The organism is Streptomyces sp. NPDC059861, from assembly GCF_042731435.1.
GTDB lineage: Bacteria > Actinomycetota > Actinomycetes > Streptomycetales > Streptomycetaceae > Streptomyces.
Genome location: NZ_JBHWJQ010000030.1, coordinates 1 through 26,054, shown reverse-complemented (window position 1 = coordinate 26,054; position 26,054 = coordinate 1). Strand labels below are relative to the sequence as shown.

15 protein-coding genes, 1 tRNA gene and 1 rRNA gene are annotated in these 26,054 nt (G+C 71.0%); 4 read left to right on the top strand and 13 right to left on the bottom strand.

Annotated features, from left to right (window positions below):
* The first annotated feature begins 39 nt into the window (after nt 1–39).
* The 3 genes from ACFV6X_RS24495 to ACFV6X_RS24485 all read left to right on the top strand — a co-directional run bounded on the left by ACFV6X_RS24495 (nt 40) and on the right by ACFV6X_RS24485 (nt 6,747).
* Entirely contained in the window at nt 40–5,001 is a 4,962-nt protein-coding gene (locus ACFV6X_RS24495; RefSeq protein WP_385386758.1) for an ATP-dependent helicase, read from the top strand.
* Nucleotides 5,002–5,068: 67 nt separating this feature from the next.
* Entirely contained in the window at nt 5,069–5,950 is an 882-nt protein-coding gene (locus ACFV6X_RS24490; RefSeq protein WP_385386756.1) for a DNA-formamidopyrimidine glycosylase family protein, read from the top strand.
* Between the two features lie 32 nt (nt 5,951–5,982).
* A complete protein-coding gene (locus ACFV6X_RS24485; RefSeq protein ID WP_385386754.1) occupies nt 5,983–6,747 on the top strand; it encodes an SDR family NAD(P)-dependent oxidoreductase in 765 nt (254 codons plus the stop codon).
* Here ACFV6X_RS24485 and ACFV6X_RS24480 read toward each other — a convergent pair.
* From ACFV6X_RS24480 to ACFV6X_RS24435, 10 genes are all read right to left on the bottom strand, one after another.
* Nucleotides 6,695–6,967 carry a hypothetical protein gene (locus ACFV6X_RS24480; RefSeq protein WP_385386752.1) on the bottom strand — a complete coding sequence of 91 codons (273 nt, stop codon included), beginning with the start codon at nt 6,965–6,967 and terminating at the stop codon, nt 6,695–6,697. The genes ACFV6X_RS24485 and ACFV6X_RS24480 overlap by 53 nt on opposite strands.
* 173 nt (nt 6,968–7,140) lie before the next feature.
* Complete coding sequence (locus ACFV6X_RS24475; RefSeq protein ID WP_365445913.1) at nt 7,141–7,611, bottom strand: DNA starvation/stationary phase protection protein; 471 nt, start codon at nt 7,609–7,611, stop codon at nt 7,141–7,143.
* Nucleotides 7,612–7,980: 369 nt separating this feature from the next.
* Nucleotides 7,981–8,361 (bottom strand): helix-turn-helix transcriptional regulator, encoded by a 381-nt coding sequence (locus tag ACFV6X_RS24470; protein WP_365460456.1) that lies wholly within the window; start codon nt 8,359–8,361, stop codon nt 7,981–7,983.
* Between the two features lie 109 nt (nt 8,362–8,470).
* The gene (locus ACFV6X_RS24465) at nt 8,471–9,016 is read right to left on the bottom strand and encodes a CinA family protein (RefSeq protein ID WP_385386750.1); all 546 of its coding nucleotides are present in this window, start codon (nt 9,014–9,016) and stop codon (nt 8,471–8,473) included.
* Nucleotides 9,013–9,846 (bottom strand): CDP-diacylglycerol--glycerol-3-phosphate 3-phosphatidyltransferase, encoded by an 834-nt coding sequence (pgsA, locus tag ACFV6X_RS24460; protein ID WP_385386748.1) that lies wholly within the window; start codon nt 9,844–9,846, stop codon nt 9,013–9,015. Before pgsA ends, ACFV6X_RS24465 begins: the two co-directional genes overlap by 4 nt.
* Nucleotides 9,843–11,333: a 30S ribosomal protein S12 methylthiotransferase RimO gene (gene rimO / locus ACFV6X_RS24455; protein WP_385386746.1), complete on the bottom strand. Its 1,491-nt coding sequence runs from the start codon at nt 11,331–11,333 to the stop codon at nt 9,843–9,845. Before rimO ends, pgsA begins: the two co-directional genes overlap by 4 nt.
* 95 nt (nt 11,334–11,428) lie before the next feature.
* On the bottom strand, nt 11,429–12,268 hold the full coding sequence (locus ACFV6X_RS24450) for a helix-turn-helix domain-containing protein (protein WP_385386744.1): 840 nt from the start codon (nt 12,266–12,268) through the stop codon (nt 11,429–11,431).
* A 275-nt stretch (nt 12,269–12,543) separates the two neighbouring features.
* Nucleotides 12,544–15,264, bottom strand: a complete 2,721-nt coding sequence (locus ACFV6X_RS24445; protein ID WP_385386743.1) for a DNA translocase FtsK — start codon at nt 15,262–15,264, stop codon at nt 12,544–12,546.
* A 182-nt stretch (nt 15,265–15,446) separates the two neighbouring features.
* Complete coding sequence (locus ACFV6X_RS24440; RefSeq protein ID WP_385386741.1) at nt 15,447–16,124, bottom strand: two-component system response regulator; 678 nt, start codon at nt 16,122–16,124, stop codon at nt 15,447–15,449.
* Nucleotides 16,125–16,363: 239 nt separating this feature from the next.
* The gene (locus ACFV6X_RS24435) at nt 16,364–21,802 is read right to left on the bottom strand and encodes a HAMP domain-containing protein (protein ID WP_385386739.1); all 5,439 of its coding nucleotides are present in this window, start codon (nt 21,800–21,802) and stop codon (nt 16,364–16,366) included.
* A gap of 403 nt (nt 21,803–22,205) precedes the next feature.
* Here ACFV6X_RS24435 and ACFV6X_RS24430 point away from each other — a divergent pair, with 403 nt between their 5' ends.
* Entirely contained in the window at nt 22,206–24,968 is a 2,763-nt protein-coding gene (locus ACFV6X_RS24430) for a SpoIIE family protein phosphatase (RefSeq protein ID WP_385386737.1), read from the top strand.
* A 47-nt stretch (nt 24,969–25,015) separates the two neighbouring features.
* Here the strand turns inward: ACFV6X_RS24430 and ACFV6X_RS24425 are convergent.
* The 3 genes from ACFV6X_RS24425 to rrf all read right to left on the bottom strand — a co-directional run.
* Nucleotides 25,016–25,088 (bottom strand) — tRNA-Thr (locus ACFV6X_RS24425).
* A 96-nt stretch (nt 25,089–25,184) separates the two neighbouring features.
* Nucleotides 25,185–25,847, bottom strand: a complete 663-nt coding sequence (locus ACFV6X_RS24420) for a DegT/DnrJ/EryC1/StrS family aminotransferase (protein WP_385386874.1) — start codon at nt 25,845–25,847, stop codon at nt 25,185–25,187.
* A gap of 114 nt (nt 25,848–25,961) precedes the next feature.
* A 5S ribosomal RNA gene (gene rrf / locus ACFV6X_RS24415) occupies nt 25,962–26,054 on the bottom strand; the annotation flags it as partial.

Below are 26,054 nucleotides of genomic sequence, written 5' to 3'. Positions count from 1 at the left end.
CTCAGCGCCATTGTCAGTGCCGAGGTGCAGGATGGACGCATGGCGAGCTCCACGCACCGAGCCCTGGACGGCTTCTCCCCCGCGACCCGCGGCTGGTTCACGGGGGCCTTTTCCGCGCCCACCGCGGCCCAGGCCGGCGCGTGGCAGGCCATCGGCGAGGGCTCGGACGTCCTGGTCGTGGCGCCCACCGGCTCGGGCAAGACCCTGGCCGCCTTCCTCGCCGCTCTCGACCAGCTCGCCTCCACCCCGCACCCCGCCGACCCCAAGAAGCGCTGCCGGGTCCTCTACGTCTCGCCGCTCAAGGCCCTGGCCGTCGACGTGGAGCGCAACCTCCGCAGCCCCCTCACCGGCATCCGCCAGGAATCCGTCCGGCTCGGCCGGCCCGAGCCCGACATCAAGGTGGGCATCCGCTCCGGCGACACCCCGGCCGCGGTGCGCAGGGCCCTGTCCACCCGCCCGCCGGACATCCTGATCACCACCCCCGAGTCCCTGTTCCTGATGCTCACGTCGGCCACCCGCGAAGCCCTGACCGGCGTGGAGACGGTGATCCTCGACGAGGTGCACGCCGTCGCCGGCACCAAGCGCGGCGCCCACCTCGCCCTCTCCCTGGAGCGCCTGGACGAGCTGCTGCCGAAGCCGGCCCGCCGTATCGGCCTGTCCGCCACCGTCCGCCCGGTCGACGAGATCGCCCGCTTCCTCTCCCCACGCCGCAAAGTGGAGATCGTCCAGCCGAAGTCCGGCAAGGAGTTCGACCTCTCCGTCGTGGTCCCGGTCGAGGACATGGGTGAGCTGGGTGGCTCCCCGGCCGGCGACAACGGCCCCGAGGGCGGCGACCGCCCGTCCATCTGGCCGCATGTGGAGGAGCGCATCGCGGACCTCGTCCAGTCCCACCGCTCCACCATCGTCTTCGCGAACTCCCGCCGTCTCGCGGAGCGCCTCTGCAACCGGCTCAACGAGATCGCCTACGAGCGGGCGACCGGCGAGCCCCTGGACGAGCACCACTCCCCGGCCGAGCTCATGGGCGGCTCCGGCGCCGCCCATGGCGCCCCGGCCGTCATCGCCCGCGCCCACCACGGCTCGGTCTCCAAGGAGCAGCGCTCCCTGGTCGAGGAGGACCTGAAGGCGGGTCGGCTCCCGGCCGTCGTCGCCACGTCCAGCCTGGAACTCGGCATCGACATGGGCGCGGTCGACCTCGTCGTCCAGGTCGAGTCCCCGCCCTCGGTCGCCTCCGGCCTCCAGCGCGTCGGCCGCGCGGGACACCAGGTCGGCGCGGTCTCGACGGGCGTGGTCTTCCCGAAGTACCGCGGCGACCTGGTCCAGGCAGCTGTGGTCACCGAGCGGATGCGCACCGGCGCGATCGAGTCCCTGAGGGTCCCCGCCAACCCCCTCGACGTCCTGGCCCAGCAGCTCGTCGCGATGACGTCGATGGACACCTGGCAGGTCGACGACCTGCTCGCGATGGTCCGCCGCGCCGCCCCCTTCGCCTCGCTCCCCGAGTCGGCGTTCACCGCGGTCCTCGACATGCTGGCCGGCCGCTACCCGTCCGACGCGTTCGCGGAGCTGCGCCCGCGCGTGGTGTGGGACCGCGTCACGGGCTCCATCACCGGCCGCCCCGGCGCGCAGCGCCTCGCCGTCACCTCCGGCGGCACCATCCCCGACCGCGGCCTGTTCGGCGTCTTCCTGGCCGGCGCCGACCCCAAGAAGGGCGGCGGCCGGGTCGGCGAGCTCGACGAGGAGATGGTCTACGAGTCACGCGTCGGGGACGTCTTCACGCTCGGCACCAGCTCCTGGCGCATCGAGGACATCACCCGCGACCGGGTGCTGGTCTCCCCGGCCCCGGGCGTCCCGGGCCGCCTCCCCTTCTGGAAGGGTGACCAGCTCGGCCGCCCGCTCGAACTGGGCCGCGCGGTGGGCGCGTTCCTGCGCGAGGTCGGCTCCCTCAGCAAGGAGGACGCCCGCCTGCGCCTGCTCGCCGCGGGACTCGACGCCTGGGCCGCCGACAACGTGCTGTCCTACCTCGACGAACAGCGCGAGGCCTGCGGCCACGTCCCCGACGACCGCACCATCGTCGTCGAACGCTTCCGCGACGAGCTCGGCGACTGGCGCGTCGTGGTCCACTCCCCCTTCGGTGCCCAGGTGCACGCCCCGTGGGCGCTGGCACTCGGCGCCCGCCTCTCCGAGCGGTACGGCATGGACGCCCAGGTGATGCACGCCGACGACGGCATCGTGCTGCGCCTGCCCGACGCCGACCTAATGGGCCTGGACCTGCTGGACCAAGGGCCGGTGAAGCTGGGCACCGAGTACGACGCCGAGCAGGCTCCCGTCGGCGCCGGGGACGTGGTCTTCGACAAGGGCGAGGTCGACCAGGTCGTCACCGACCAGGTCGGCGGATCGGCCCTGTTCGCGTCCCGGTTCCGCGAATGCGCCGCCCGCGCGCTGCTGCTGCCCCGCCGCAACCCGGGCAAGCGCACGCCCCTGTGGCAGCAGCGCCAGCGCGCGTCGCAACTGCTCCAGGTGGCAGGTGAGTTCGGTTCGTTCCCGATCGTCCTGGAGGCGGTCCGCGAATGCCTCCAGGACGTCTTCGACGTCCCGGGCCTGGTCGAGCTGATGGGCGACCTGGATTCCCGCAAGGTCCGCCTGGTCGAGGTCACCACCCCCGAGCCGTCCCCCTTCGCCCGCTCCCTCCTCTTCGGATACGTCGCCCAGTTCCTGTACGAGGGGGACTCGCCACTCGCCGAGCGCCGCGCAGCCGCGCTGTCGCTGGACTCGCGCCTGCTCGCCGAGCTGCTCGGCCAGGCGGAGCTGCGCGAACTGCTCGACGCGGAGGTGCTGACCGAGCTGGAGCGGGAGCTTCAGTGGCTCACCGAAGACCGCCGCGTCAAGGACGCCGAAGGCGTCGCCGACCTGCTCCGCCTCCTCGGCCCGCTCACCGCCGCCGAGCTGGCCGAGCGGGGCGCCGAGCCGCAGTGGGCACAGGAGCTGGCCCGGGCCCGCCGCGCGATCCAGGTCCGTATCGCCGGCACCGACCACTGGGCGGCGATCGAGGACGCGGGCCGCCTGCGCGACGCGCTCGGCACAGCTCTGCCGGTCGGCGTCCCGGAAGCCTTCATGGAACCGGTGAAGGACCCGCTCGGCGACCTCCTCGCACGCTACGCCCGCACCCACGGCCCCTTCACGTCGGCCACGGCCGCCGCCCGGTTCGGCCTGGGCGTGGCGGTCACCGAGGGCGCCCTCCAGCGGCTCGGGGCGTCCGGGAGGGTCGTACAGGGCGAGTTCCACCCGGCCGGCATCGGCCAGGAGTGGTGCGACGCGGCGGTCCTGCGCCGGCTGCGCCGACGTTCCCTGGCCGCGCTGCGCCACGAGCTGGAGCCGGTGCCGCCGCCGGCGCTGGCCCAGTTCCTCCCGCAGTGGCAGCACATCGGCCGGGGGCACACACTGCGGGGCATCGACGGCCTGGTGCGCGCCATCGAGCAGTTGCAGGGCGCCTCGGTGCCCGCCTCCGCCCTGGAGAAGCTCGTCCTGCCGTCCCGCGTCGCCGACTACACCCCGGCCATGCTCGACGAGCTCACGGCCGCCGGCGAGGTGGTGTGGGCCGGAGCGGGCGCGCTGCCCGGCAAGGACGGCTGGGTTTCCCTGTACATGGCGGACGCGGCCCCCCTCCTGCTGCCGCCCCCGCACCCCCTGGAGCTGACGGCCCTCCACGAGTCCGTGCTCGCCGCCCTCTCCGGGGGTTACGGACTGTTCTTCCGCCAGATCACCGACCAGGTCCGCGCCACCACGCACCCCGAGGCCACCGACCCCCAACTGGCCGACGCAATCTGGGACCTGGCCTGGTCCGGCCGGCTGACCAACGACACCCTCTCCCCGCTGCGCTCCGTGCTCGGCTCGGGCCGCACCGCGGGCTCCACAGCCCACCGCGCCAAGCGAACAGTCCCGCGTGGCCGCTACGGCTCACTGACCGCCGCCGCCCGTACGGCGTCCCGCAGTGGCCCTCCCACCGTCGCCGGCCGCTGGTCCCTGCTGCCGGCCCACGAGCCCGACCCGACCGTCCGCGCGCACGCTCTGGCCCGCACCCTGCTCGACCGGCACGGCGTGGTGACCCGGGGCGCGGTCGCCGCGGAAGGCGTCGAGGGCGGCTTCTCGGCGACGTACCGCATCCTGTCCGCCTTCGAGGAGAGCGGTCAGGCCCGGCGCGGCTATGTGGTGGAGGGTCTCGGCGCCGCCCAGTTCGCGATGGACGGCGCGGTCGACCGCCTCCGCGCCGTGGCCAACGCCCGCGACCGGGGCGAAGCCCTGCCCGGGCCGGCCTTCGGAACCGCCGCCGGCTCCCCCCACGGCAACGGCATCCACGGCGACGGCACCTTCGGCAGTGGCCCCGACGGCTTCTTCTCCCCCGCCGACGCCCTCGGCCCCTTCGACGACCACGCCTACCAGGGCGACGACGCGTACAACGACCCCGACGGTGAGGCCCCGCTCGCCCACCCCGCGCCGGGCGAGTACGTGTCTCCCAGGGACTACGCCGCAGCCGCCCGGACATCCCCCTGGCAGAACGGCGGCCGCTCTCCGTACGACCCGGGCTCCCCCGCACGCCGTAACGGCTCCGCCCTCGCCTCCCGGGCGGTCGTCCTCGCCGCCGCCGACCCGGCGAACGCGTACGGCGCCGCCCTGCCCTGGCCCGAGCCCCCGACCGGTGCGGGCCACAAGCCGGGACGCAAGGCGGGCTCTCTGATCGTCCTGGTCGACGGAGAACCGGCCCTGTACATGGAGCGTGGCGGCAAGACCCTGCTGGCCTGGCCCACCGACCAGGACGTCACCCCCACCGACGACCCCCGCCTGGGCGCCGCCGCCGAGGCCCTCGCCGCGGCCGCCCGCGCGGGCTCCCTCGGCACGGTCACCGTGGAACGCATCAACGGCACCGCCGCCCTCACGTCCCCCGTGGGCACCCTCCTGGAATCGGCCGGCTTCATCGCCACGCCGAGAGGCCTGCGCCTACGGGCGTGAACCAGGACCGCCGGCCCCACACCCCGGCGCCCGAGTCTCCCCGGGCAGAACATGCCACCCTGAACCCATGCCCGAAGGAGACACGGTCTGGCAATCCGCGAGACGCCTGCACACCGCCCTCGCGGGCAAGATCCTGACCCGCTCCGACCTGCGCGTCCCCAAGTACGCGACGGCCGACCTCACCGGCCGCGCCGTTCTGGACGTCACCCCCCGCGGCAAACACCTCCTCACCCGCGTCGAAGGCGGCCTCACCCTCCACTCGCACCTCAGGATGGATGGTTCCTGGAGGGTGTTCGCGACCGGCGCACGCTGGACCGGCGGCCCCGCGCACCAGATCCGCGCGATCCTCGGCAACCTGGACCACACCGCCGTCGGCTACCGCCTCCCGGTCCTCGAACTGCTCCGCACCACCGACGAGGACCGCGTGGTCGGCCACCTCGGCCCCGATCTCCTGGGTCCGGACTGGGACCCGGACCACGCCCTGGCCAACCTCCTCGCCGCCCCCGCGCGCCCCCTCGGCGAGGCCCTCCTGGACCAGCGCAATCTCGCCGGCATCGGCAACGTCTACAAGAGCGAGCTCTGCTTCCTGCTCGGCGCCACCCCCTGGCTCCCGGTCGGCGCCCTGCCCGCCGAGCGCGCCGCCAAGCTCCCGGCCCTCGCGAAGAAGCTCCTGGAGGCCAACCGCGACCGCCCGATCCGCAGTACCACGGGCCGCCGGGGCCAGGACCTGTTCGTCTACGGCCGCGCACCCCGCCCCTGTCTGCGCTGCCACACCTCGATCCGCGTCGCCGACCAGGGCGACGGCTCCCGCGAGCGCCCCACGTACTGGTGCCCGCACTGCCAGACCGGCCCGGCTCCGACGCCGGGCACCCCACACTCCAGCCAGGCCCCAGGGAGCAGAACTCGCCCCGCGCCGCCCGGCAGAATCCAGCACCGCCCGACCAATTGACGATCCGTCAGGAACCCTCGTACCGTCCCTGCATGGCCGTACAGGCATACGACCTCACCGGACGCACCGCGTTCATCACCGGCGCCGCGGGCGGCATCGGCCGCGCGTCGGCGATCCTGCTCGCGCAGGCGGGCGCCACGGTGCACTGTGCGGACCGCGACGTCCCCGGCCTCCACGAGACGGCCACGCTCATCAAGGACCAGGGCGGCGCCGCCCACATCCATCCCCTGGACGTCACCGACCGCGCCCAGGTCAGGCAAGCCGTCGAGTCCTGCGAGCGCCTGGACGTGCTGGCCGCGATCGCCGGCATCATGCACAGCAGCCCGGTCCTGGAGACCCGCGACGAGGACCTCGACCGGGTGCTGAACGTCAACTTCAAAGGCGTGCTCCACGCCTGCCAGGAAGCCGCGCGCCTGATGCTCGCCCACGGCGTGAAGGGCAGCATCATCACCATGGCGTCCGGCGCCGTCGACACCGGCGGCCCGGGCCTGCTCTGCTACGGCGCGGCCAAGGCGGCCGTCGTACAGCTGACGAAGACGCTGGCCACCGAGATGGGCCCGTGCGGCATCCGGGTGAACGCGGTCGCGCCGGGCTGGATCCGCACGCCGATGACCGACCGCCACGACAGCGCGGCCCAGGCGCACACGGAGTCACTGATGGCGCGGATGTCCCCACTGGGCCGGGTCGGGGAGGCGGAGGAGGTCGCTCACGCCGTCCTGTACCTGGCCTCGGACGCGTCGGCCTTCACGACGGGCCAGATCCTGCGTCCGAACGGGGGTGTGGCGATGCCCTGGTAGCGGCCCCCCAGACCGCCCGCCAGACCACCGCCCCGAGCGAGCCTGCCGCACGCCCCCCGGGCACACAGTGCACCGGCAGCAGGCTCAGCCCCCACCCCCCGGCCACGACCGCCCCCTCCAGCGCCCCCGCGTCGGGCGCCGTCGCCAGTCGCAGCACGGCCCACCACCACACCACGCCGAGCCCCAGTACGGCCCCCCGGCGCACTATTCGCCCCGCCATGGCCGTCACCTCCAGCTCGGCGCCAGAAACGCCGTCCTCATCTCCGGGGCGACGCCGACGACGCTAGTCGCGTGCCCTCGCGCCATGGGAGGGCGCACCAGCGGCACAGGGGCGCACATGCGTAGCAGCGACCTCGCCGGCCGGGCGCACGGGCGACCCGCGGATACGCCGGGTCAGCCGTTCTCGGCCTGGAACATCCAGTGGTGCTTCTCCAGGTCCGCGGTGATCCCGATCAGGATGTCCTGCGAGACGGGATCCGGCGCCTCGGTCGCCGCCACCCGCTCACGCATGCGCCCGATCACCGCGCCCAGCGCGTCCACGAGCACCCCGACCGCCTCCGCGTCCCTGATCCAGCCGCCGGCGGTCGCCGCGATTCCGCTGCCCACGGCCACTGTCGAGGCACGCCCGTCGGGTGAGACACCCAGCGCGGAAGCGCGCTCGGCGACCGTGTCGGAGTGGGTGCGCGCGCTGGTCACCACGTCGTCGAGCTGGAGGTGCACGCTGCGGAAGCGGGGGCCGACCACGTTCCAGTGGACCTGCTTGGCCACGAGGGAGAGGTCGATCAGATCGACGAGGGCCCCCTGCAGCGCCTCGGCGACGGTCTTCAGATCCGCGTCGGACAGCGGGCTTTTCACGACGTACATGGCACCTCCGTGGGCTGACCCCGTCATCTCCCTCCACGATGACCGCGCCGACCCGGACCGGCAAACGCACCCAAACGGAACGTAAAAAACTCCCAAAGAGGGACCGGGCCCCGCACACGCCGGACGCGAATGCCCGGACCCGCGCAGCGCCCCACCCACGCACCCGCACAAGGCCCGACCCACACACCCCCGGACCCGCACAACCCCCGGACACGCGGGAACCCCCGGACCCGCACAACCCCCGGACACGCGAAAACCCCGACCGCTCCCCCGGATCCACCCGGAGAAGCCCCGGCCGGGGCCTCACACGTTCCTGACAGTCACAGACCTCGTGACGCGCGGCAGCGTGCCGCACACGCGAGCCTCGACTCAGGCGGCAACCACGTCCACCGCCTCGGCGGGCGCCTTGATGGTCACCCGTTCCGGTGGCACACCGGCCACCGACACGGAACCCAGCATCGGACGAACCCGCGTGGGAACAGGCTCACTGGGGGTGGCCGCTGCAGACTGTGCCAGCTCGGCGAGGGCGAGCTCGTCGCTCACTTCCCGCATGAGCTCGGACATCCGTACGTCCAGCGCGTCGCAGATGGCGGAGAGCAGCTCGGAGGAAGCCTCCTTCTGCCCCCGCTCCACCTCGGAGAGATAGCCGAGTGAGACTCGGGCGGACGAGGAGACTTCGCGCAGAGTACGGCCCTGGCGCTGGCGCTGCCGACGCAGCACGTCACCCAGCAGGCGACGGAGCAGAATCATCGGTGGCTCCCTCCTCGGACCGCGTAGCCGCATCCTTCACGCCCCACCGTACCGCCTTGCGCTGCGGCCGTGCGGGGAGCGATGTCGTGTTCACTCAGGGCTGCAAACATCAAAACCCCCCGTTCCGTTCCGTATCCTGTGCCCGCTCATTCCCAGTCTGTTCGCCCGCAAGCTCCCTCAGAAGCAGTGCGAGTACGCTCCGTACACTCTCCATACGAATTTCCGCCCGTCGGCCGTTCAACCTCAGGGCCTCCACTTTTCCGCCACCGGCAGAAACAGCACCCGCCCCGAACGGTCCGTCCAGGGCGACGAAAACGGTTCCGACGGGCTGTCCGTCCTGGGGGTCGGGACCTGCGACACCGGTGGTCGCGATGCCCCAGTCGGCACCCAGGGCCTTCCGCACTCCGGCCGCCATCTGAGCCGCCACCTGCGGATCCACTGCTCCACGCTGAGCCAGCAGGGTGGCGTCCACACCGAGCAGTTCGTTCTTGAGCTCGGTCGCGTACGCCGTCACGGACCCTCGGAAGGCCTTGGAGGCCCCGGGCACCGCCGTCAGCTCCGCCGCGACCAGCCCACCCGTCAGCGACTCGGCGACGGCGACGGTCTCGCCCCTCACCGTGAGTAGTCGCACCACTTCGGTGGCCGGGGAACTCACCGTTCCGTCTCCTCCAACGCGGCCTTGCGCTCGGCGATTCCCTGCCTGCGCAGCACAATGGCCTGTCTCACGTAATCCAGCCCGGTAGCCACGGTCAGGACGACCGCCGCGGCCATCACCCAGAAGCGCAGGGTGGCCAGCCAGCCCGTGAGCGCCAGCACATACATGCCGACGGCCACGCCCTGGGTGAGGGTCTTCAGCTTTCCGCCACGGCTGGCGGGGATGACGCCGTAGCGAATGACCAGGAAACGCAGCAGCGTGATCCCCAGTTCCCGGCCGAGGATCACCGCCGTCACCCACCAGGGCAGATCGCCCAGCGCGGAGAGACAGATCAGCGCCGCACCCATGATCGCCTTGTCGGCGATGGGGTCGGCGATCTTCCCGAAGTCGGTGACGAGGTTGTACGTGCGGGCCAGATGGCCGTCGAACAGATCGGTGATCATGGCGATGGCGAACGCCGCCCAGGCGAGCGAGCGCCAGGCCGGGTCGTACCCGCCGTCGGCCAGCATCAGCGCGACGAAGCCGGGGACCAGGAGCAGCCGGAGCATGGTCAGGAGGTTGGCGACGTTCCAGACGCTGGCCTGGTCGACTGCGGCAGCCGCGATGTTTCGGCCGCGTACCGGTCTCACGCCCATCTGCGCGCTGATGGCACCGGCCCCCGAGACGCCCGCTCCGGTGGCACCCGTCTCCGCGGCACCCGGACCGAAGCCGCTCGTGCCCTGCGAGGAGCCCTTCAGAGAAGCCCGCTGCGAGGAGGATCCTTTCGAGGCCGCGGCCGTGCCGTTCGCCGGGGCGGGGCCACCCGCGGCGGACGCCGGTACTCCGGTCATCTGCCCGCCTCCTCACTGCCGGCCCGGCCGTCGGCGCCTACGGCGGCGAACGCCAGCGGCTCGGCCACGAGGTCGACACCTTCCGTACCGACCACCTTCGCCTCGACCATACGACCGGCGCGCAGCGTCTCGCCGCCGGTGAGCAGCACCTGCCCGTCGGTCTCGGGCGCCTGGTGGGCGGCGCGGCCGTAGATGCCGTCCTCTCCGCCGACGGACTCCACGAGGACGCGCAGGGTCTCGCCGACGCGGTCCTCGGCACGCTGCGAGACGAGTTCCTCGGCGAGCCGCGAGATGTGGGCGAGCCGCTCGGCGACGACGTCCTGGTCGAGCTTGCTGTCGTAGGTCGCCGCCTCGGTGCCCTCCTCGTCGGAGTAGCCGAAGACGCCGATGGCGTCGAGCCGTGCGCCGTTCAGGAAGCGCTCCAGCTCGGCCAGGTCGGCCTCGGTCTCCCCGGGGAAGCCCACGATGAAGTTGGAGCGCACGCCCGCGTCCGGTGCCTTGCTGCGGATGGTGTCGAGCAGCTCCAGGAACCGGTCGGTGTCGCCGAACCGGCGCATGGCGCGCAGCACGGCGGGCGCGGAGTGCTGGAAGGACAGGTCGAAGTAGGGCGCGACCTTGGGGGTCGAGGTGAGCACGTCGATCAGGCCGGGCCGCATCTCCGCGGGCTGGAGGTAGCTGACCCGCACCCGCTCGATGCCGTCGACGTCCGCCAGCTCCGGCAGCAGCGACTCCAGCAGGCGGATGTCGCCCAGGTCCTTGCCGTAGGAGGTGTTGTTCTCGGAGACCAGCATGATCTCCTTGACGCCCTGCTCGGCCAGCCACCGCGTCTCGTTCAGCACGTCGCTCGGGCGGCGGGAGATGAAGGAGCCGCGGAAGGACGGGATGGCGCAGAAGGTGCAGCGCCGGTCGCAGCCGGAGGCCAGCTTCACCGAGGCGACGGGGCTGCCGTCGAGCCGGCGCCGCAGCGGCGCGCGCGGGCCGGAGGCCGGGGCGAGTCCCTGCGGGAGGTCCGAGGGGGCGCCGTGGCCGGGCAGTGCCACGTCGGAGACCGTCTGCCGCTCGGCGGGGCTGATCGGCAGCAGCTTGCGCCGGTCGCGGGGGGTGTGCGCGGCGTGGATGCCGCCGTTCAGGATGGTCTGCAGTCGGTCGGAGATGTCCGTGTAGTCGTCGAAGCCGAGCACGCCGTCTGCCTCGGGGAGGGCCTCGGCGAGTTCCTTGCCGTACCGCTCGGCCATGCAGCCCACCGCCACGACGGCCTGGGTTCTGCCGTGTCCCTTGAGGTCGTTGGCCTCCAGGAGGGCGTCGACGGAGTCCTTCTTGGCGGCGTCGACGAAGCCGCACGTGTTCACGACGGCGACGTCCGCGTCCCCGGCGTCCTCGACGAGCTCCCAGCCGTCCGCCTCCAAACGGCCTGCGAGCTCCTCCGAGTCCACCTCGTTACGGGCGCAGCCAAGGGTGACAAGTGCGACGGTACGGCGTTCAGGCATGGGCTCAAGACTACTTCGTCCCACGGACACCCCACGTCGACGGGGTTGGCCGATCTTGGCCAACCCCGTACGCACCGCGCCCCCGCAAGGACCGTCTATCCGGCCTGCGGGTCACCCTTCGTGTACGTCAGCCGCTCCACGGCGCCGGGCTGGAAGTCGTCGTCGATCTTCTTGCCGTTCACGTAGAGCTGGATGGCGCCCGCGTCGCCGAGCACCAGGTTGATCTTGGAGCTGTCCTGGAAGGTCTTGGACTGGCCCTGCTTGAGCAGACCGTCGAACAGGAGCCGGCCGTTGTGGTCCTTGGCGGAGATCCAGCTGCGGCCGTCGGTGGCGCTGACCTGGACGGTGACCTTGTCGCGGGGCGCGGCCGCGATGGCGCTCTCGGTGGGGTCGGGCTTGGGGTCGGTGGGCCTCGGCGCGTCGGCCGACGGCGAGGCGGTCTTGCCGTCGGAGGGCTTGGCGCCTTCCGCGACCGGCGCCTTGGAGCCGTCCTCGGTCTCGCCCTTGAACAGGGTGAACCCGACGAAGCCGATCACGGCGACGATGGCTGCGACCATCGCCGCGGTCCAGTTGGGCCCCCGCCGCTCGGGACGGATGCGCTCGGCCTCGAACAGCGGCGCCGCCGGCGTCGGCGCCGGACTCCCGCCGCGCTCGGCGTCGTACTGCTCGAGGAGGGGGGCCGGGTCCAGGTGGACGTACTTGGCCAGGGTCCTGATGTGCCCGCGCGCGTAGACGTCGCCGCCGCAGGGCGCGAAGTCGTCCGCCTCGATGGCGTGCACGATGCCGATGCGGACCCGGGTGGCGGTACTGACGTCATCGACGGTCAGCCCTGCGGCGATACGCGCCTGCTGCAGGGCACGGCCGATGGAGGGGCGGGCTTCCTCGGAAACGTCTTCGAACGGACGCTCGTCTTCAGGGGAGTTGCCGATGGACACGGGGGCGCCTTTCGAGCGTGTAGCCACCTGTGCTGGAGGTTCAGTCTAGGGGGGGTGCAAAAGGGTGGGGCAACCCGACGGAGGGACTTTGTACGCCATCCGAATGGCCTGACGTCCCGGTGACGGGGGTGGTGCTTGACGAATGATGGGGCGGGTGCTTGTCGCTTCCCTCAACTTGACGTGCGACGCGGGGAAACGGTTGCTCAATGATCCCTTACGGGTGAGTCACGATCGAACAACCTTGTGCGGCGAGCCGACGAGCGTGACCCGCTTGCCTACCCTTCAGACTCCCCACGGATGACGGCGAGCACGCCATCCAGCTCATCGGGTTTCACAAGAACATCACGCGCCTTGGACCCCTCACTCGGCCCGACGATGTTCCGGGACTCCATCAGGTCCATCAGCCGCCCGGCCTTGGCGAAGCCGACGCGCAGCTTGCGCTGGAGCATGGAGGTCGACCCGAACTGTGTGGAGACGACCAGTTCGGCCGCCTGGCACAGCAGGTCGAGGTCGTCCCCGATGTCCTCGTCGATCTCCTTCTTCTGCTTGGTGCCGACGGTGACGTCCTCGCGGAAGACCGGTGCCATCTGGTCCTTGCAGTGCTGGACGACGACCGCGACCTCCTCCTCGGTCACGAACGCGCCCTGCATACGCGTCGGCTTGTTCGCGCCCATCGGCAGGAACAGCCCGTCGCCCTTGCCGATCAGCTTCTCGGCGCCGGGCTGGTCGAGGATGACGCGCGAGTCCGCCAGCGACGAGGTGGCGAAGGCCAGCCGCGAGGGCACGTTCGCCTTGATCAGACCGGTGACCACGTCCACGGACGGCCGCTGCGTCGCCAGCACCAGGTGGATGCCGGCCGCGCGCGCGAGCTGCGTGATGCGCACGATCGAGTCCTCGACGTCCCGCGGCGCCACCATCATCAGGTCGGCGAGCTCGTCGACGATCACCAGCAGATAGGGGTACGGCTGGAGCTCCCGCTCGCTGCCCTCGGGCGGTTTGACCTTGCCCTCACGCACGGCCCGGTTGAAGTCGTCGATGTGCCGGTAGCCGTACGCCGCCAGGTCGTCGTAACGGAGGTCCATCTCCCGTACGACCCACTGGAGCGCCTCGGCGGCCCGCTTCGGGTTGGTGATGATCGGCGTGATCAGGTGCGGGATGCCCTCGTAGGCGGTCAGCTCGACGCGCTTGGGGTCGACCAGGATCATCCGGACGTCCTCCGGGGTCGCCCGCATCATGATCGAGGTGATCAGGCAGTTGATGCAGGACGACTTGCCGGAACCGGTGGCTCCGGCGACCAGGATGTGCGGCATCTTCGCGAGCGAGTGCATGACGTACCCGCCCTCGACGTCCTTGCCGAACGCCACCAGCATGGGGTCGTCGTCCTCGGCGGACTCCGCGAGCCGCAGCACGTCGCCGAGGTTGACCATCTCGCGGTCGGTGTTCGGGATCTCGATGCCGACCGCGGACTTGCCCGGGATGGGGCTGATGATCCGCACGTCGGGGCTGGCGACGGCGTACGCGATGTTCTTGGTGAGCGCGGTGATCCGCTCGACCTTCACGGCGGGACCGAGCTCGACCTCGTAGCGCGTCACCGTCGGCCCGCGCGTGAAGCCGGTGACGGCCGCGTCGACCTTGAACTCGGTGAAGACGGTCGTCAGCGAGGCCACCACGGCGTCGTTGGCGGCGCTGCGCGCCTTGCCGGGGCCCCCGCGCGTGAGGAGGTCGAGCTTCGGCAGGGCGTAGGTGATGTCGCCGGACAGCTGGAGCTGCTCCGCGCGCGGCGGCAGGTCGCGGGTCTGTGCGGGTGCCGACTTGGTGAGGTCGGGGACTCCGGTCCCGATCTTCTCCTGCTGGGGGCGCGCGGCGGGCACCGGCGTCGGGGTCGGGGTCGGGGTGGTCTCCGCGCGGTCGCCCACGCTGACGCCCTGGGTGAGGTCGGCGACGATCGGCGAGGGCGGCATGCCGTGCAGCACGGCGCCGTCGAGCGCGGCGGCGGCGGCCGCGGCGACGTCCACGGCGTCCCGCTGCCGCTCTCCCTCGGGCTGCGGCACGGACGAGCGCCTGGGACGGCCGCGACGCCGGGAGAGCGCCTCCTGCTCGGCACCGTCGGGGTCGTAGGCCTGCGGGGCCTGCCCGCGTCTGCGGGGCCGCGCGGGGATCGCCTCGCGCCACTGTTCGTCGTAGCGCTCGTCGTCGTCGGAGTACTCGTCCTCGTAGGCCTCGGCGTCACGGAGGACACCGAGCTTCACGCCGAGCAGCCGCAGCCGCTGCGGGATGGCGTTGACGGGCGTGGCCGTGACGACGAGCAGCCCGAAGATCGTGAGCAGCACCAGCAGCGGTACGGCGAGCACCTCGCCCAGGGCATACGTCAGCGGGGTCGCCGTGCCCCAGCCGATCAGGCCGCCGGCGTCCCGTATGGCCTGCATGCCGGCGCTGCGCGCGGGTGAGCCGCAGGCGATGTGGACCTGGCCGAGCACGCCGATGAGCAGCGCGGACAGGCCGATGACGATGCGGCCGTTGGCCTCGGGCTGCTCGGGGTGGCGGATGAAGCGCACGGCGACGACCGCGAGCAGGATCGGCGTGAGCAGGTCCAGTCGGCCGAAGGCACCGGTGACCAGTATCTCGACGAGGTCGCCGACGGGGCCGCGCAGATTGGACCAGGTACCCGCGGCGACGATCAGCGCGAGCGCGAGCAGCAGCAGCGCGACGCCGTCCTTGCGGTGGGCGGGGTCAAGGCTCCTGGCGCCCTGCCCTATGCCGCGGAACACGGCTCCCACGGCGTGCGCGAGGCCGAGCCAGACCGCGCGGACGAGCCGGTAGACGCCCCCGGTCGGGCTCGGCGCCGGCTTGGGCGCGGCCTTCTTCGCCAAAGCCTTCTTGGCGGGCGCCTTCTTCGCGGGGGGCTTTTTCGCAGCGGCCTTCTTCGCCGGAGCCTTCGCGGAAGCGGCAGCCTTCTTGGCGGGCTGCTTCTTGGCTGCGGAGGGACGTGAGGCCATAGGTGTGAGGTTACCGGTGGAGACGACAGCGGACACGTGCGCCTACTGCTTCACCCGTTCGTGTCGCCCTTGCGGGGGCGCCGAACTGACGTGGGCTCACGAGCTGCAGCCTTGTGGAAGCCCACGGTGGGACGACGCCGTGAACTCCGGTGGGCAGGCAAGCAACTCGGCCCGGCCCGCCGTCAGTTCTGCGACGGCACCGAGGGAGGCCCGCCGGTGCCCGGCTCCAGCGCGTCCAGCGCCCGCCGCAGTCCCGTGAGCTTGCGCTCCAGATGGGCGGCCGTGGCCACCGCCGCCGCGTCGGCTGCCTCGTCGTCGAGCTGCTTGGAGAGCGCCTCGGCCTGCTCCTCGACGGCCGCGAGGCGAGCCGACAGCTCGGCGAGCAGCCCGGCGGACTCCTTGCCGCCGACCGCGCCCTTGCCGCCGCCCTCCAACTGGAGCCGCAGCAGCGCGGCCTGCTCGCGCAGTTGGCAGTTCTTCATGTAGAGCTCGACGAAGACGGAGACCTTCGCGCGCAGCACCCACGGGTCGAACGGCTTGGAGATGTAGTCCACCGCGCCCGCCGCGTAGCCCCGGAAGGTGTGATGGGGGCCGTGGTTGATCGCGGTGAGGAAGATGATCGGGATGTCCCGGGTCCGCTCGCGCCGCTTGATGTGCGCGGCGGTTTCGAAACCGTCCATTCCCGGCATCTGGACGTCCAGCAGAATGACCGCGAAGTCGTCCGTGAGCAGTGCTTTGAGCGCTTCCTCCCCGGACGATGCCCGCACCAGCGTCTGATCGAGCGCAGAGAGGATCGCCTCCAGCGCCAGCAGATTCTCCGGCCGGTCATCGACCAGGAGGATCTTGGCCTTCTGCACCATGGCCCGCCCTCCTCGCCCCGGCAGTGCACCGGGCGCCGCCCCGTGGGACGACTCCGTTGCGCCGCCCATCCTCGTGCCGGTCATCGTAGCCGCACCCCGCTTGTCGCCACACCCTGTCACCGCGATGTCACTGTGCACGTAGCAGAAACGCAGCAGGGGACCAGAAGGTTCCCCGAATCCCGCGCTCGTACACGGCTACGCGCACTCTGAGTCAGCAACTCCCCATCGACATCCACCGTTCACTCGCCCTGCATCCACTGCTCCATCACCGCCAGCAGGTGATCGGGATCGACCGGCTTCGTCACATAGTCTGACGCACCGGACTCGATCGCCTTCTCCCGGTCGCCCTTCATCGCCTTCGCCGTCAGCGCGATGATCGGCAGCCCGGCGAACTGCGGCATCCGGCGAATCGCGGTCGTCGTCGCATAGCCGTCCATCTCGGGCATCATGATGTCCATCAGGACGACCGCCACGTCGTCGTGCTGTTCCAGCACCTCGATGCCCTCACGGCCGTTCTCGGCGTACAGCACCGACAGCCCGTGCTGTTCCAGGACGCTGGTGAGCGCGAAGACGTTGCGGATGTCGTCGTCGACGATGAGTACCTTCTCACCCACGAACCGGATGCCCGCACGCGGGTGCGGCTCCGGCTCCGCCTCACCGCTCTGCCACGGCTCCTGCGGCAGGGCCCGCCGCTCGGCCCGGGGCGTGCTCCGGCGGCGCCGCCGGAAGAGCGCGGCGGCCCCGTTCTGCGTCTCGCGGTACGACTTCACCTCGGCCGGCGTCTCGACCGCCACCTCGGCCAGCTCGGGCCACTCGGTGAGCTCCGCCACGGGGGTCGCCGGCGGCAGCTGTTGGTACCCGTGCGGCGGCAGCTCGCTCGGGTGCAGCGGCAGGTACAGCGTGAAGGTGGAACCGCGGCCCGGCTCGCTCTGCGCGTGGATCTCACCGCCGAGCAGTTGCGCGATCTCCCGGGAGATCGACAGACCGAGGCCCGTACCGCCGTACTTGCGGCTGGTCGTGCCGTCCGCCTGCTTGAACGCCTCGAAGATCACCCGCATCTTGCTCGCCGCGATCCCGATGCCGGTGTCGGTCACCGAGAACGCGATCAGCCCGGCCTCGGGACCGGTCAGCGACCCGGCCTCCAGCAACTGCTCCCGGATCGCCTGCGGTACGTCGTCGCGCGCGGGACGGATGACCAGCTCCACCGAGCCCGAGTCCGTGAACTTCACCGCGTTCGACAGCAGGTTGCGCAGCACCTGGAGCAGGCGCTGCTCGTCGGTGTGCAGCGTGGCCGGCAGCTCCGGGGAGACCCGCACGGACAGGTCCAGGCCCTTCTCCGCGGTCAGCGGCCGGAAGGTGGCCTCCACGTAGTCGACGAGCTGGACGAGGGCGATACGCGTCGGGGAGACGTCCATCTTGCCCGCCTCGACCTTCGACAGGTCCAGGATGTCGTTGATCAGCTGGAGCAGGTCGGAGCCGGCCCCGTGGATCGTCTCCGCGAACTCGACCTGCTTCGGGGTGAGGTTCCCGTCCGCGTTGTCGGCGAGCAACTTGGCCAGGATGAGCAGCGAGTTCAGCGGCGTACGCAGCTCGTGCGACATGTTGGCGAGGAACTCGCTCTTGTAGCGCATCGACACGGCGAGCTGCTCGGCGCGCTCCTCCAGGACCTGCCGCGCCTCCTCGATCTCGGTGTTCTTCACCTCGATGTCGCGGTTCTGCTGGGCCAGCAGCTCGGCCTTCTCCTCCAGTTCGGCGTTGGACGCCTGGAGGGCCTTCTGCCGGTTCTCCAACTCCGCGGAGCGCTCACGCAGTTGCTCGGTCAGCTCCTGCGACTGCTTCAGCAGCACCTCCGTCTTGGTGTTGACGGAGATGGTGTTGACGCTGGTCGCGATCATCTCGGCGATCTGGTTGAGGAAGTCCCGCTGGATCTGGGTGAACGGCGTGAACGAAGCCAGCTCGATCACGCCGAGCACCTTGCCCTCGAACAGCACCGGCAGCACGATCACCTGCGCGGGCGGTGCCTCACCGAGCCCGGAGGAGATCTTCAGATAGCCGCTGGGCGCGTTCTCCACGAGAATCGTGCGCTTCTCCTGCGCGGCCGTGCCGACCAGCGCCTCACCGGGCCGGAACGACGTCGGCATGGAGCCCATCGAGTAGCCGTACGAGCCGAGCATCCGCAGCTCGTACTGGTCGTCCTTGCCCGTGTTGTCGGCCGGCGGCAGCGCCAGGAAGAACGCACCGTGCTGCGCGGAGACCACCGGCGTCAGCTCGCTCATGATCAGCGAGGCCACGTCCTCCAGGTCCCGGCGGCCCTGCATCAGCGCGGAGATACGGGCGAGGTTGCCCTTGAGCCAGTCCTGCTCCTTGTTGGCGATCGTGGTGTCGCGCAGGTTGGCGATCATCTTGTTGATGTAGTCCTGGAGCTCCTGGATCTCTCCGGAGGCGTCCACGTCGATCTTCAGGTTCAGGTCGCCGCGGGTCACCGCGGTCGCCACGCGCGCGATGGCGCGCACCTGCCGGGTCAGGTTCCCGGCCATCTCGTTCACCGACTCCGTCAGGTCACGCCAGGTGCCGTCGACGTCCCGCACCCGCGCCTGACCGCCCAGCTGGCCCTCCGTGCCCACCTCGCGGGCCACCCGCGTGACCTCCTCGGCGAACGAGGACAGCTGGTCGACCATCGTGTTGATGGTCGTCTTCAGTTCGAGGATCTCACCGCGCGCGTCGATGTCGATCTTCTTCGTCAGGTCACCCTTGGCGATGGCCGTCGTCACCATGGCGATGTTCCGCACCTGACCGGTCAGGTTGGACGCCATCTGGTTCACCGACTCGGTGAGGTCCTTCCATGTACCGGCCACACCGGGCACATGCGCCTGACCACCGAGGATGCCGTCCGTACCCACCTCACGGGCCACCTTCGTGACCTGCTCGGCGAACGAACTCAGCGTCTTCACCATGGTGTTGAACGTGTCGGCGAGCTGCGCCACCTCGCCACGCGCCTCGATCGTCACCGTGCGCGTCAGGTCACCGTTGGCGACCGCCGCGGCGACCTGCGAGATGTTCCGCACCTGAACGGTCAGGTTCTTGGCCATCAGGTTGACGTTGTCGCTGAGGTCCTTCCAGATGCCGGTGACGCCCGGCACATGCGCCTGACCGCCCAGGATGCCCTCGGTGCCCACCTCGCGCGCGACCCGGGTCACCTGGTCGGCGAAGGACGACAGCTGGTCGACCATCGTGTTGACGGTGGTGACGAGTTCGAGGATCTCGCCCTTGGCGTCGACCGTGATCTTCTTCGAGAGGTCGCCCTTGGCGACCGCCGTCGTCACATGGGCGATGCTGCGCACCTGCACGGTGAGGTTGTTCGCCATGAAGTTGACGGACTGGGTGAGGTCCTTCCAGGTGCCGGAGACGCCCTGCACCTCGGCCTGGCCGCCCAGCGCGCCCTCGGTGCCCACCTCGCGGGCCACCCTGGTGACCTCCTCGGCGAACGAGGACAGCTGGTCGACCATCGTGTTGAGGGTGTTCTTCAGCTCCAGGATCTCGCCGCGCGCGTCGACGGTGATCTTCTGCGACAGGTCACCCCGCGCCACCGCCGTCGCGACCTGGGCGATCTGCCGCACCTGCGCCGTCAGGTTGCCGGCCATGCCGTTCACGGAGTCGGTCAGGTCACGCCACACACCGGCGACGCCGGGCACCTGCGCCTGACCGCCCAGCCGGCCCTCCGTACCCACCTCACGGGCCACCCGGGTCACCTGGTCGGCGAAGGCGGAGAGCTGGTCGACCATCGTGTTGACGGTGTTCTTCAGCTCCAGGATCTCCCCGCGCGCGTCGACGGTGATCTTCTGCGACAGGTCACCCCGCGCCACCGCCGTCGTCACCTGGGCGATCTGCCGCACCTGGGCGGTCAGGTTCCCGGTGATGGAGTTGACGGAGTCCGTCAGCTCCTTCCACGTGCCCGACACGCCGTCCACGCGCGCCTGGCCGCCCAGCCGGCCCTCGGTGCCGACCTCCCGGGCCATCGTCGTGACCTGGTCGGCGAACGACGACAGCTGGTCCACCATCGTGTTCACGGTGTTCTTCAGCGCGAGCATCTCGCCGGAGACGTCCACGGTGACCTTCTGCGACAGATCACCGTTGGCGACCGCCGTCGTCACCTGGGCGATGTTCCTCACCTGTCCGGTGAGGTTGCGGAACGCCGTGTTGACGGAGTCCGTCAGGTCCTTCCAGGTCCCCGCCGCGCCCGGAACCTGCGCCTGGCCGCCCAGCTCACCCTCGTCGCCGATCTCCCGCGCCACCCGCGTGACCTCGGAACCGAAGGCGGACAGCTGGTCCACCATGCCGTTGACGGTGTTCTTCAGCTCCAGCATCTCGCCGGCCACGTCGACCGTGACCTTCTGCGACAGGTCACCGCTGGCGACCGCCGTCGTCACCGCGGCGATGTCCCGGACCTGGGTCGTCAGGTTCCGGAACACCGTGTTGACGGAGTCCGTCAGGTCCTTCCAGGTCCCCGCGGCGCCCGGCACGTTCGCCTGCCCGCCGAGCCGCCCCTCCGCGCCGACCTCGTTGGCCACGCGTGTGACCTCGTCCGCGAAGATCCGCAGCGTCTCGGTCATCTGGTTGATCGTCTCGGCGAGCTGCGCCACCTCGCCACGCGCCTGCACGGTCACCTTGCGGGAGAGATCACCGTTGGCGACCGCCGTCGTCACCTCGGCGATGCCGCGCACCTGCGCGGTGAGGTTGCCGGCCATGGTGTTGACGGAGTCGGTCAGCTCCTTCCACACCCCGGCCACCCCGGGCACCTGCGCCTGCCCGCCCAGCTCGCCCTCGGTGCCCACCTCGCGCGCGACCCTGGTCACCTCGGAGGAGAACGCGGAGAGCTGGTCCACCATCGTGTTGACGGTTTCCTTCAGCTCCAGCATCTCGCCGGCCACGTGAACCGTGACCTTACGGGACAGATCACCCTTCGCGACCGCGGTCGTCACCAGCGCGATGTCCCGCACCTGCGCGGTCAGCCGGTCCGCCATCGTGTTGACGGACTCCGTCAGGTCCTTCCATGAACCGGACATACCGCGCACCTGGGCCTGTCCGCCCAGCTTGCCCTCGGTGCCCACCTCACCGGCCACACGCGTGACCTCGTCGGTGAACGTCGACAGCTGGTCGACCAGGTTGTTGACGGTCCGCCCGACCTTCAGGAACTCACCGCGCAGCGGATGCCCGCTCCCGTCGGGCGCGTTCGTCCGCAGCTCCATCCGCGGCGCCAGATCACCCTCGGCCACCGCGAACAGCACCCGGCTGACCTCGGACACCGGCCACACCAGATCGTCGACCAGCGCGTTCGAGGCGTCGATCGCGGCCGCCCACGACCCCTCACAGGCCCCCGTCTCCAGCCGCTCCGTGAGCTTGCCCTCACGCCCGACGACACGCCGCACCCGCGACAGCTCACCCGTAAGGTGCAGATTCCGGTCGGCGACCTCGTTGAAGATCGCGGCGATCTCCGCCATCACGCCGTCGCCGGACACCGTCAGCCGCTTGCGGAAATTGCCGTCCCGCATCGCCACCAGGGCCGTTTTCAGCCGGTTCAGGGCAGCCGTGTCCACCTCAGTGGTCCCGTTCCGGTTGCTCGGGGACTGTCCGCCCTTGACGCGCGGCTTCGTGCCCCGCGTCGCTGCGCCAGACTCCACTGTGTCCCTCCCGCAGGGGTCGACCATTACTGCTGTGCTCGGCTACTACTGCTCGACGTATCGATCACTACCGCGTATCTGCGCCCGGTGGCACCAGCCGTCGATCCCACCAGGAGGTACGGACCGCACCAGGGGCTGCTGCCCACCGAACGCGCACCGCACTCGCCCTGGCCGTACCTCCATCACAAGCCTGCCCAGTGTTTCACCCCGGCCGAACCAGGCCATAACAGTTCGGCAGCTTCGCACATCGTCCGCACACCCTCCGGACGGAAACACTGCAGACCGGCATCCGCATGAACCGCGAAGGTAAGTAACCTTGCATGCGGCTGTCCAGCCGCACCGGTTCCGTCCGGCCTGGGCGGTGGCACGAGAACGAGCGGGCATCGGAGGGGCGGCCGCACACATGACCACCGGACTGATCCCCGGGGGACAGCCCCCGGACCCCGGGCCGACGAGCGGCCTGCCGACGCAGACGCGCGGCGCGCCGGCCGGCACCGCAGCCCAGCACGTCGAGAGCAGATCGAGGAGTTTCGTGATCACCGCGCGCGCGGCCGCCAGCTTCGAGCCCGTCGGGCGCTCGGTCGCCTCCGCACGCTCCTTCGTCCGCGACACGCTCCAGGGCTGGGGGTACGCCGACGTCGTGGACGACGCCGTGGTGCTCACCAGCGAACTGGTCACCAACGCCGTCGTCCACGCGGGCACCAACGCGGACGTGCTGTGCCTGCGCCTCGACGGCGGCGTCCGCATCGAGGTCGCCGACCACTACCCGGAACGCGAAGTCCCCCTCCAGGGTTCCGCCGTCAACATGGGCAGCCCCGACCGCGAGGGGGGCCGGGGCCTCCAACTGTGCGCGGCCCTCGCCGGCCGGTGGGGCGTCGACTACACGCCCACGCACAAGCAGGTCTGGTTCCAGATCGACCTTCCCGAACGCGCCGTGGGCACCCGCACCGCCGGCCCGTCCCTCCCCGCCGACCTGCTCCCGCTGGCCGACGGCCGCGTCCGGGTCGCCGTCATCCAGATCGACCGCAGCGGCGCCATCACCGCCTGGAACGAGGACGCCGAGGAACTCTTCGGCTACCAGGGCGAACAGGTCACCGGCAAACCCCTCACCGACCTCGCCGCCTGGCCGCACACCCCGGGCACCAGCACCGGCATCGCCGAGGCGCTGCGACTCTCCCGCTGGGAGGGCAGCTACGGCATCCGCGACTCCGGCGGCCGGGTCGTATCGGTGTACGCCTCCCACCTCCGCGTCCGCGACACCGCCGGCGAGCCCTCCACCGTCTGCCTCCTCGTCCGCGACCACGAACGGGCCGTCCTGCAGACGCCGATGCGCATGACGGCGTCCGACTCGACCACCTCCTCCGAGGGCCAGAGCACCGACCCCTTCGAGGTGTTCATCGGCTCCCCGGCCCCGGACGACCTCGACGGCCTCCTCCAGCGCACCGTCGAACGGGCCCGCGACATGCTCGACGGCGACTCCGCGTTCCTCCTGCTCGCCACCGACGACGAGACGGAGTTGGAGGTCCGCGCCTCCACGGGCCTGCCCTCCGCCCGCCAGCGCTTCGCCCGCGTCCCCGTCGAGGCGGGCCCCGGCCGCTACGGCTCGGCCCGCATGCCCGCCGTCCACGACGACCTCGCCGCCGTCCCGGGCGCCGTACCGCTGCTCAGCGGCACCGGCATGCGCTCGGTCGTCACCGTCCCGCTCAAGGTCGAAGGCCGCCTCACCGGCTCCCTCGGCGTCGCAGCGGAGGGCGCCGGCCGCTACTCCAACGAGGAGGCGCTGCGCCTCCAGTTCGCCGCCGACCGCATCGCCCTGGCCGTCGAGTCGGCCCGCCTCGGCGAACTCGAACGCCTGCGCCGCGGCTCCCTCAGCTTCCTCGTCGAGGCCTCCGACCTGCTCGCCGGCACCCTGGACCGCGACCAGACACTCGCCCTGATGGCGCAGATGACGGTCCCGACGCTGGCCACCTGGTGCGCGGTCTACACGATCGCCGACCAGGCCTCCGAGCCCTACCTCTCGTACGTCCTGCACGAGGACGAGGAACTCATCGACGGCATCAAGTCGCTGCTGTCGAAGATCGCCCCACCCGACCCCGTCCCCACCCCCGGCGCCCGCGTCTGGTCGGCCCCGGCGGAAGCCTCCCACCAGGCGGCCCTGCGCACCTCCATGCGCAGCCTCGGCCTCGGCGAACCCGCCACGGTCAGCTCCGGCATCGGTACGACACTCGCGACGGCGTCCGCGGTCGGCGGCGAGACCGTCGTCCTGCCCCTGGTCGCCCGCAACCGCGTCATCGGCATGCTCACCCTCGGCAAACCCACCGACGAGCACTTCCGCCAGGAGATCCTGGAACTGGCCGAGGACCTCTCCCGCCGAGCCGCCCTGGCGCTCGACAACGCCCGCCTCTACTCCGAGCGCACGGCCATCAGCCAGTCCCTCCAGCGCAGCCTCCTGCCGCCCGAACTCCCCGTGATCGACGGCGTCGAGGTCGAGGTCATCTACCGCGCGGCCGGCGAGGGCAACGAGGTCGGCGGCGACTTCTACGACCTCTTCCCCATCCGCGACGGCGCCTACGGCTTCGCCATCGGCGACGTCTGCGGCACGGGCCCGAACGCGGCGGCCGTCACCGGCCTCGCCCGGCACGCCCTGCGCCTGCTCGCCCGCGAGGGCCTCAGCGGCCCGGCGGTCCTCCAGCGCCTCAACTCCGCCATCCTGGACGAAGGCGCCCGCAGCCGCTTCCTCACCCTCCTGTACGGCGAGATGCGCCCGCAGGAGGACGGCAGCGCCGAGCTGAAGGTGGTCTGCGCCGGCCACCCGCTCCCCCTGCGTCTGCGCCAGGACGGCACGGTGGAGGCCGCGGCCGAACCCCAGCCGCTCCTCGGTGTCCTGGAGGACCTGGACCTCTACGAGCAGACGGTCACCCTCGACCCCGGTGACGTCCTCCTGTGCGTCACGGACGGCGTCACCGAGCGCCGCGAGGGCAGCCGCATGCTGGGCGACGACGGCCTCGCCGATGTCCTCACCACCTGCACCGGCCTCACGGCGGGCGCGGTCGCGGCCCGCATCATGCGCGCGGTGGAACGCTTCGCCTCGGACGCCCCGTCCGACGACATGGCGATCCTGGCGATGCGCGTCCCAGGCCTCCACAACGGCCTGAACAACGCCTGAACAGCAAAAAGGCCCCCGCCCGAAAGGGCGGGGGCCTTCTGCGTCGGAGCCCCCAAACGGAATCGAACCGTTGACCTTCTCCTTACCATGGAGACGCTCTGCCGACTGAGCTATAGGGGCCGGTCGCCTTCTTGAGGTTTCCCTCGCGGCAACGGAATAGATCATACCCCGAACAGACCGCTGCTCCCAACCATCAGCGCCCCGTCGAAGAGACGATCAGAAGGCAGGCTGCAGCAGTCCGCCCAGCGCATTGCACGCGGACACTATCCGCTGCATGTCCCGCTTCGTCAGAGCACCGTCCACCGGCAGCGCGAGCGTCTCCTCCGCGGCCCGCTCGGTCTCCGGCAACACCACACACTCCCGGAACGCGGGCAGCCGGTGCACCGGCGTCTTCACCGGCACCCAGCACTCAACTCCCCTGACCCGCAGGGACCGTGCGAACGCGTCCCGGTCGGGCCGCCCGTTGCCGGGCACCCGCACCACGTACTGCTGATAGGTGTGCCCGACACCGACGTCCGGCGTGTGCACACCCCGCAACTTCGCGTCCAGGTAGGCGGCCCGCTGCCGACGCTGCGCCACCTCGTCGGACGGCTCCTCGGGCTCCCCCTGCTCCAGCACCAGAAGCCCGTGCCGCTGCCCGACGACATGCAGGCCCGCGACATCCGCCGGCCGACCGAACCGATGGACCACAACGACCGCCGCGGTACGCGGGGTTACCACCGCTTCGACCGCGGACGCGTCGAGGCAGTACGACACCGGGTCTATGTCGGCGAACACCGGGCGCGCTCCCGCCAGGGTCACCGCTTCGGAGACCTCGACGTTCCCGAACGCCGGCACGATGACCTCGTCACCGACGCCTACGCCGGCGGCCCTGAGCAATGCAGCAGTACCCATGCTGCGGATCGTGGTTGCGCAACGTGAACTGCAAGTGACGCACAACAAAAAAGAGTTGGACCCGGAACCGAAGTTTCAGGTCCAACTCTTCTAATATTTGTTCGGCGGCGTCCTACTCTCCCACAGGGTCCCCCCTGCAGTACCATCGGCGCTGTAAGGCTTAGCTTCCGGGTTCGAAATGTAACCGGGCGT

Bases quoted from the DNA above. Each gene is read 5' to 3' on its own strand.
- ACFV6X_RS24495 (WP_385386758.1), top strand. From the start codon at position 40: ATGGCGAGCTCCACGCACCGAGCCCTGGACGGCTTCTCCCCCGCGACC.
- ACFV6X_RS24490 (WP_385386756.1), top strand. From the start codon at position 5,069: ATGCCCGAAGGAGACACGGTCTGGCAATCCGCGAGACGCCTGCACACC.
- ACFV6X_RS24485 (WP_385386754.1), top strand. From the start codon at position 5,983: ATGGCCGTACAGGCATACGACCTCACCGGACGCACCGCGTTCATCACC.
- ACFV6X_RS24480 (WP_385386752.1), bottom strand. From the start codon at position 6,967: ATGGCGGGGCGAATAGTGCGCCGGGGGGCCGTACTGGGGCTCGGCGTG.
- ACFV6X_RS24475 (WP_365445913.1), bottom strand. From the start codon at position 7,611: ATGTACGTCGTGAAAAGCCCGCTGTCCGACGCGGATCTGAAGACCGTC.
- ACFV6X_RS24470 (WP_365460456.1), bottom strand. From the start codon at position 8,361: ATGATTCTGCTCCGTCGCCTGCTGGGTGACGTGCTGCGTCGGCAGCGC.
- pgsA (WP_385386748.1), bottom strand. From the start codon at position 9,846: ATGACCGGAGTACCGGCGTCCGCCGCGGGTGGCCCCGCCCCGGCGAAC.
- rimO (WP_385386746.1), bottom strand. From the start codon at position 11,333: ATGCCTGAACGCCGTACCGTCGCACTTGTCACCCTTGGCTGCGCCCGT.
- ACFV6X_RS24445 (WP_385386743.1), bottom strand. From the start codon at position 15,264: ATGGCCTCACGTCCCTCCGCAGCCAAGAAGCAGCCCGCCAAGAAGGCT.
- ACFV6X_RS24440 (WP_385386741.1), bottom strand. From the start codon at position 16,124: ATGGTGCAGAAGGCCAAGATCCTCCTGGTCGATGACCGGCCGGAGAAT.
- ACFV6X_RS24430 (WP_385386737.1), top strand. From the start codon at position 22,206: ATGACCACCGGACTGATCCCCGGGGGACAGCCCCCGGACCCCGGGCCG.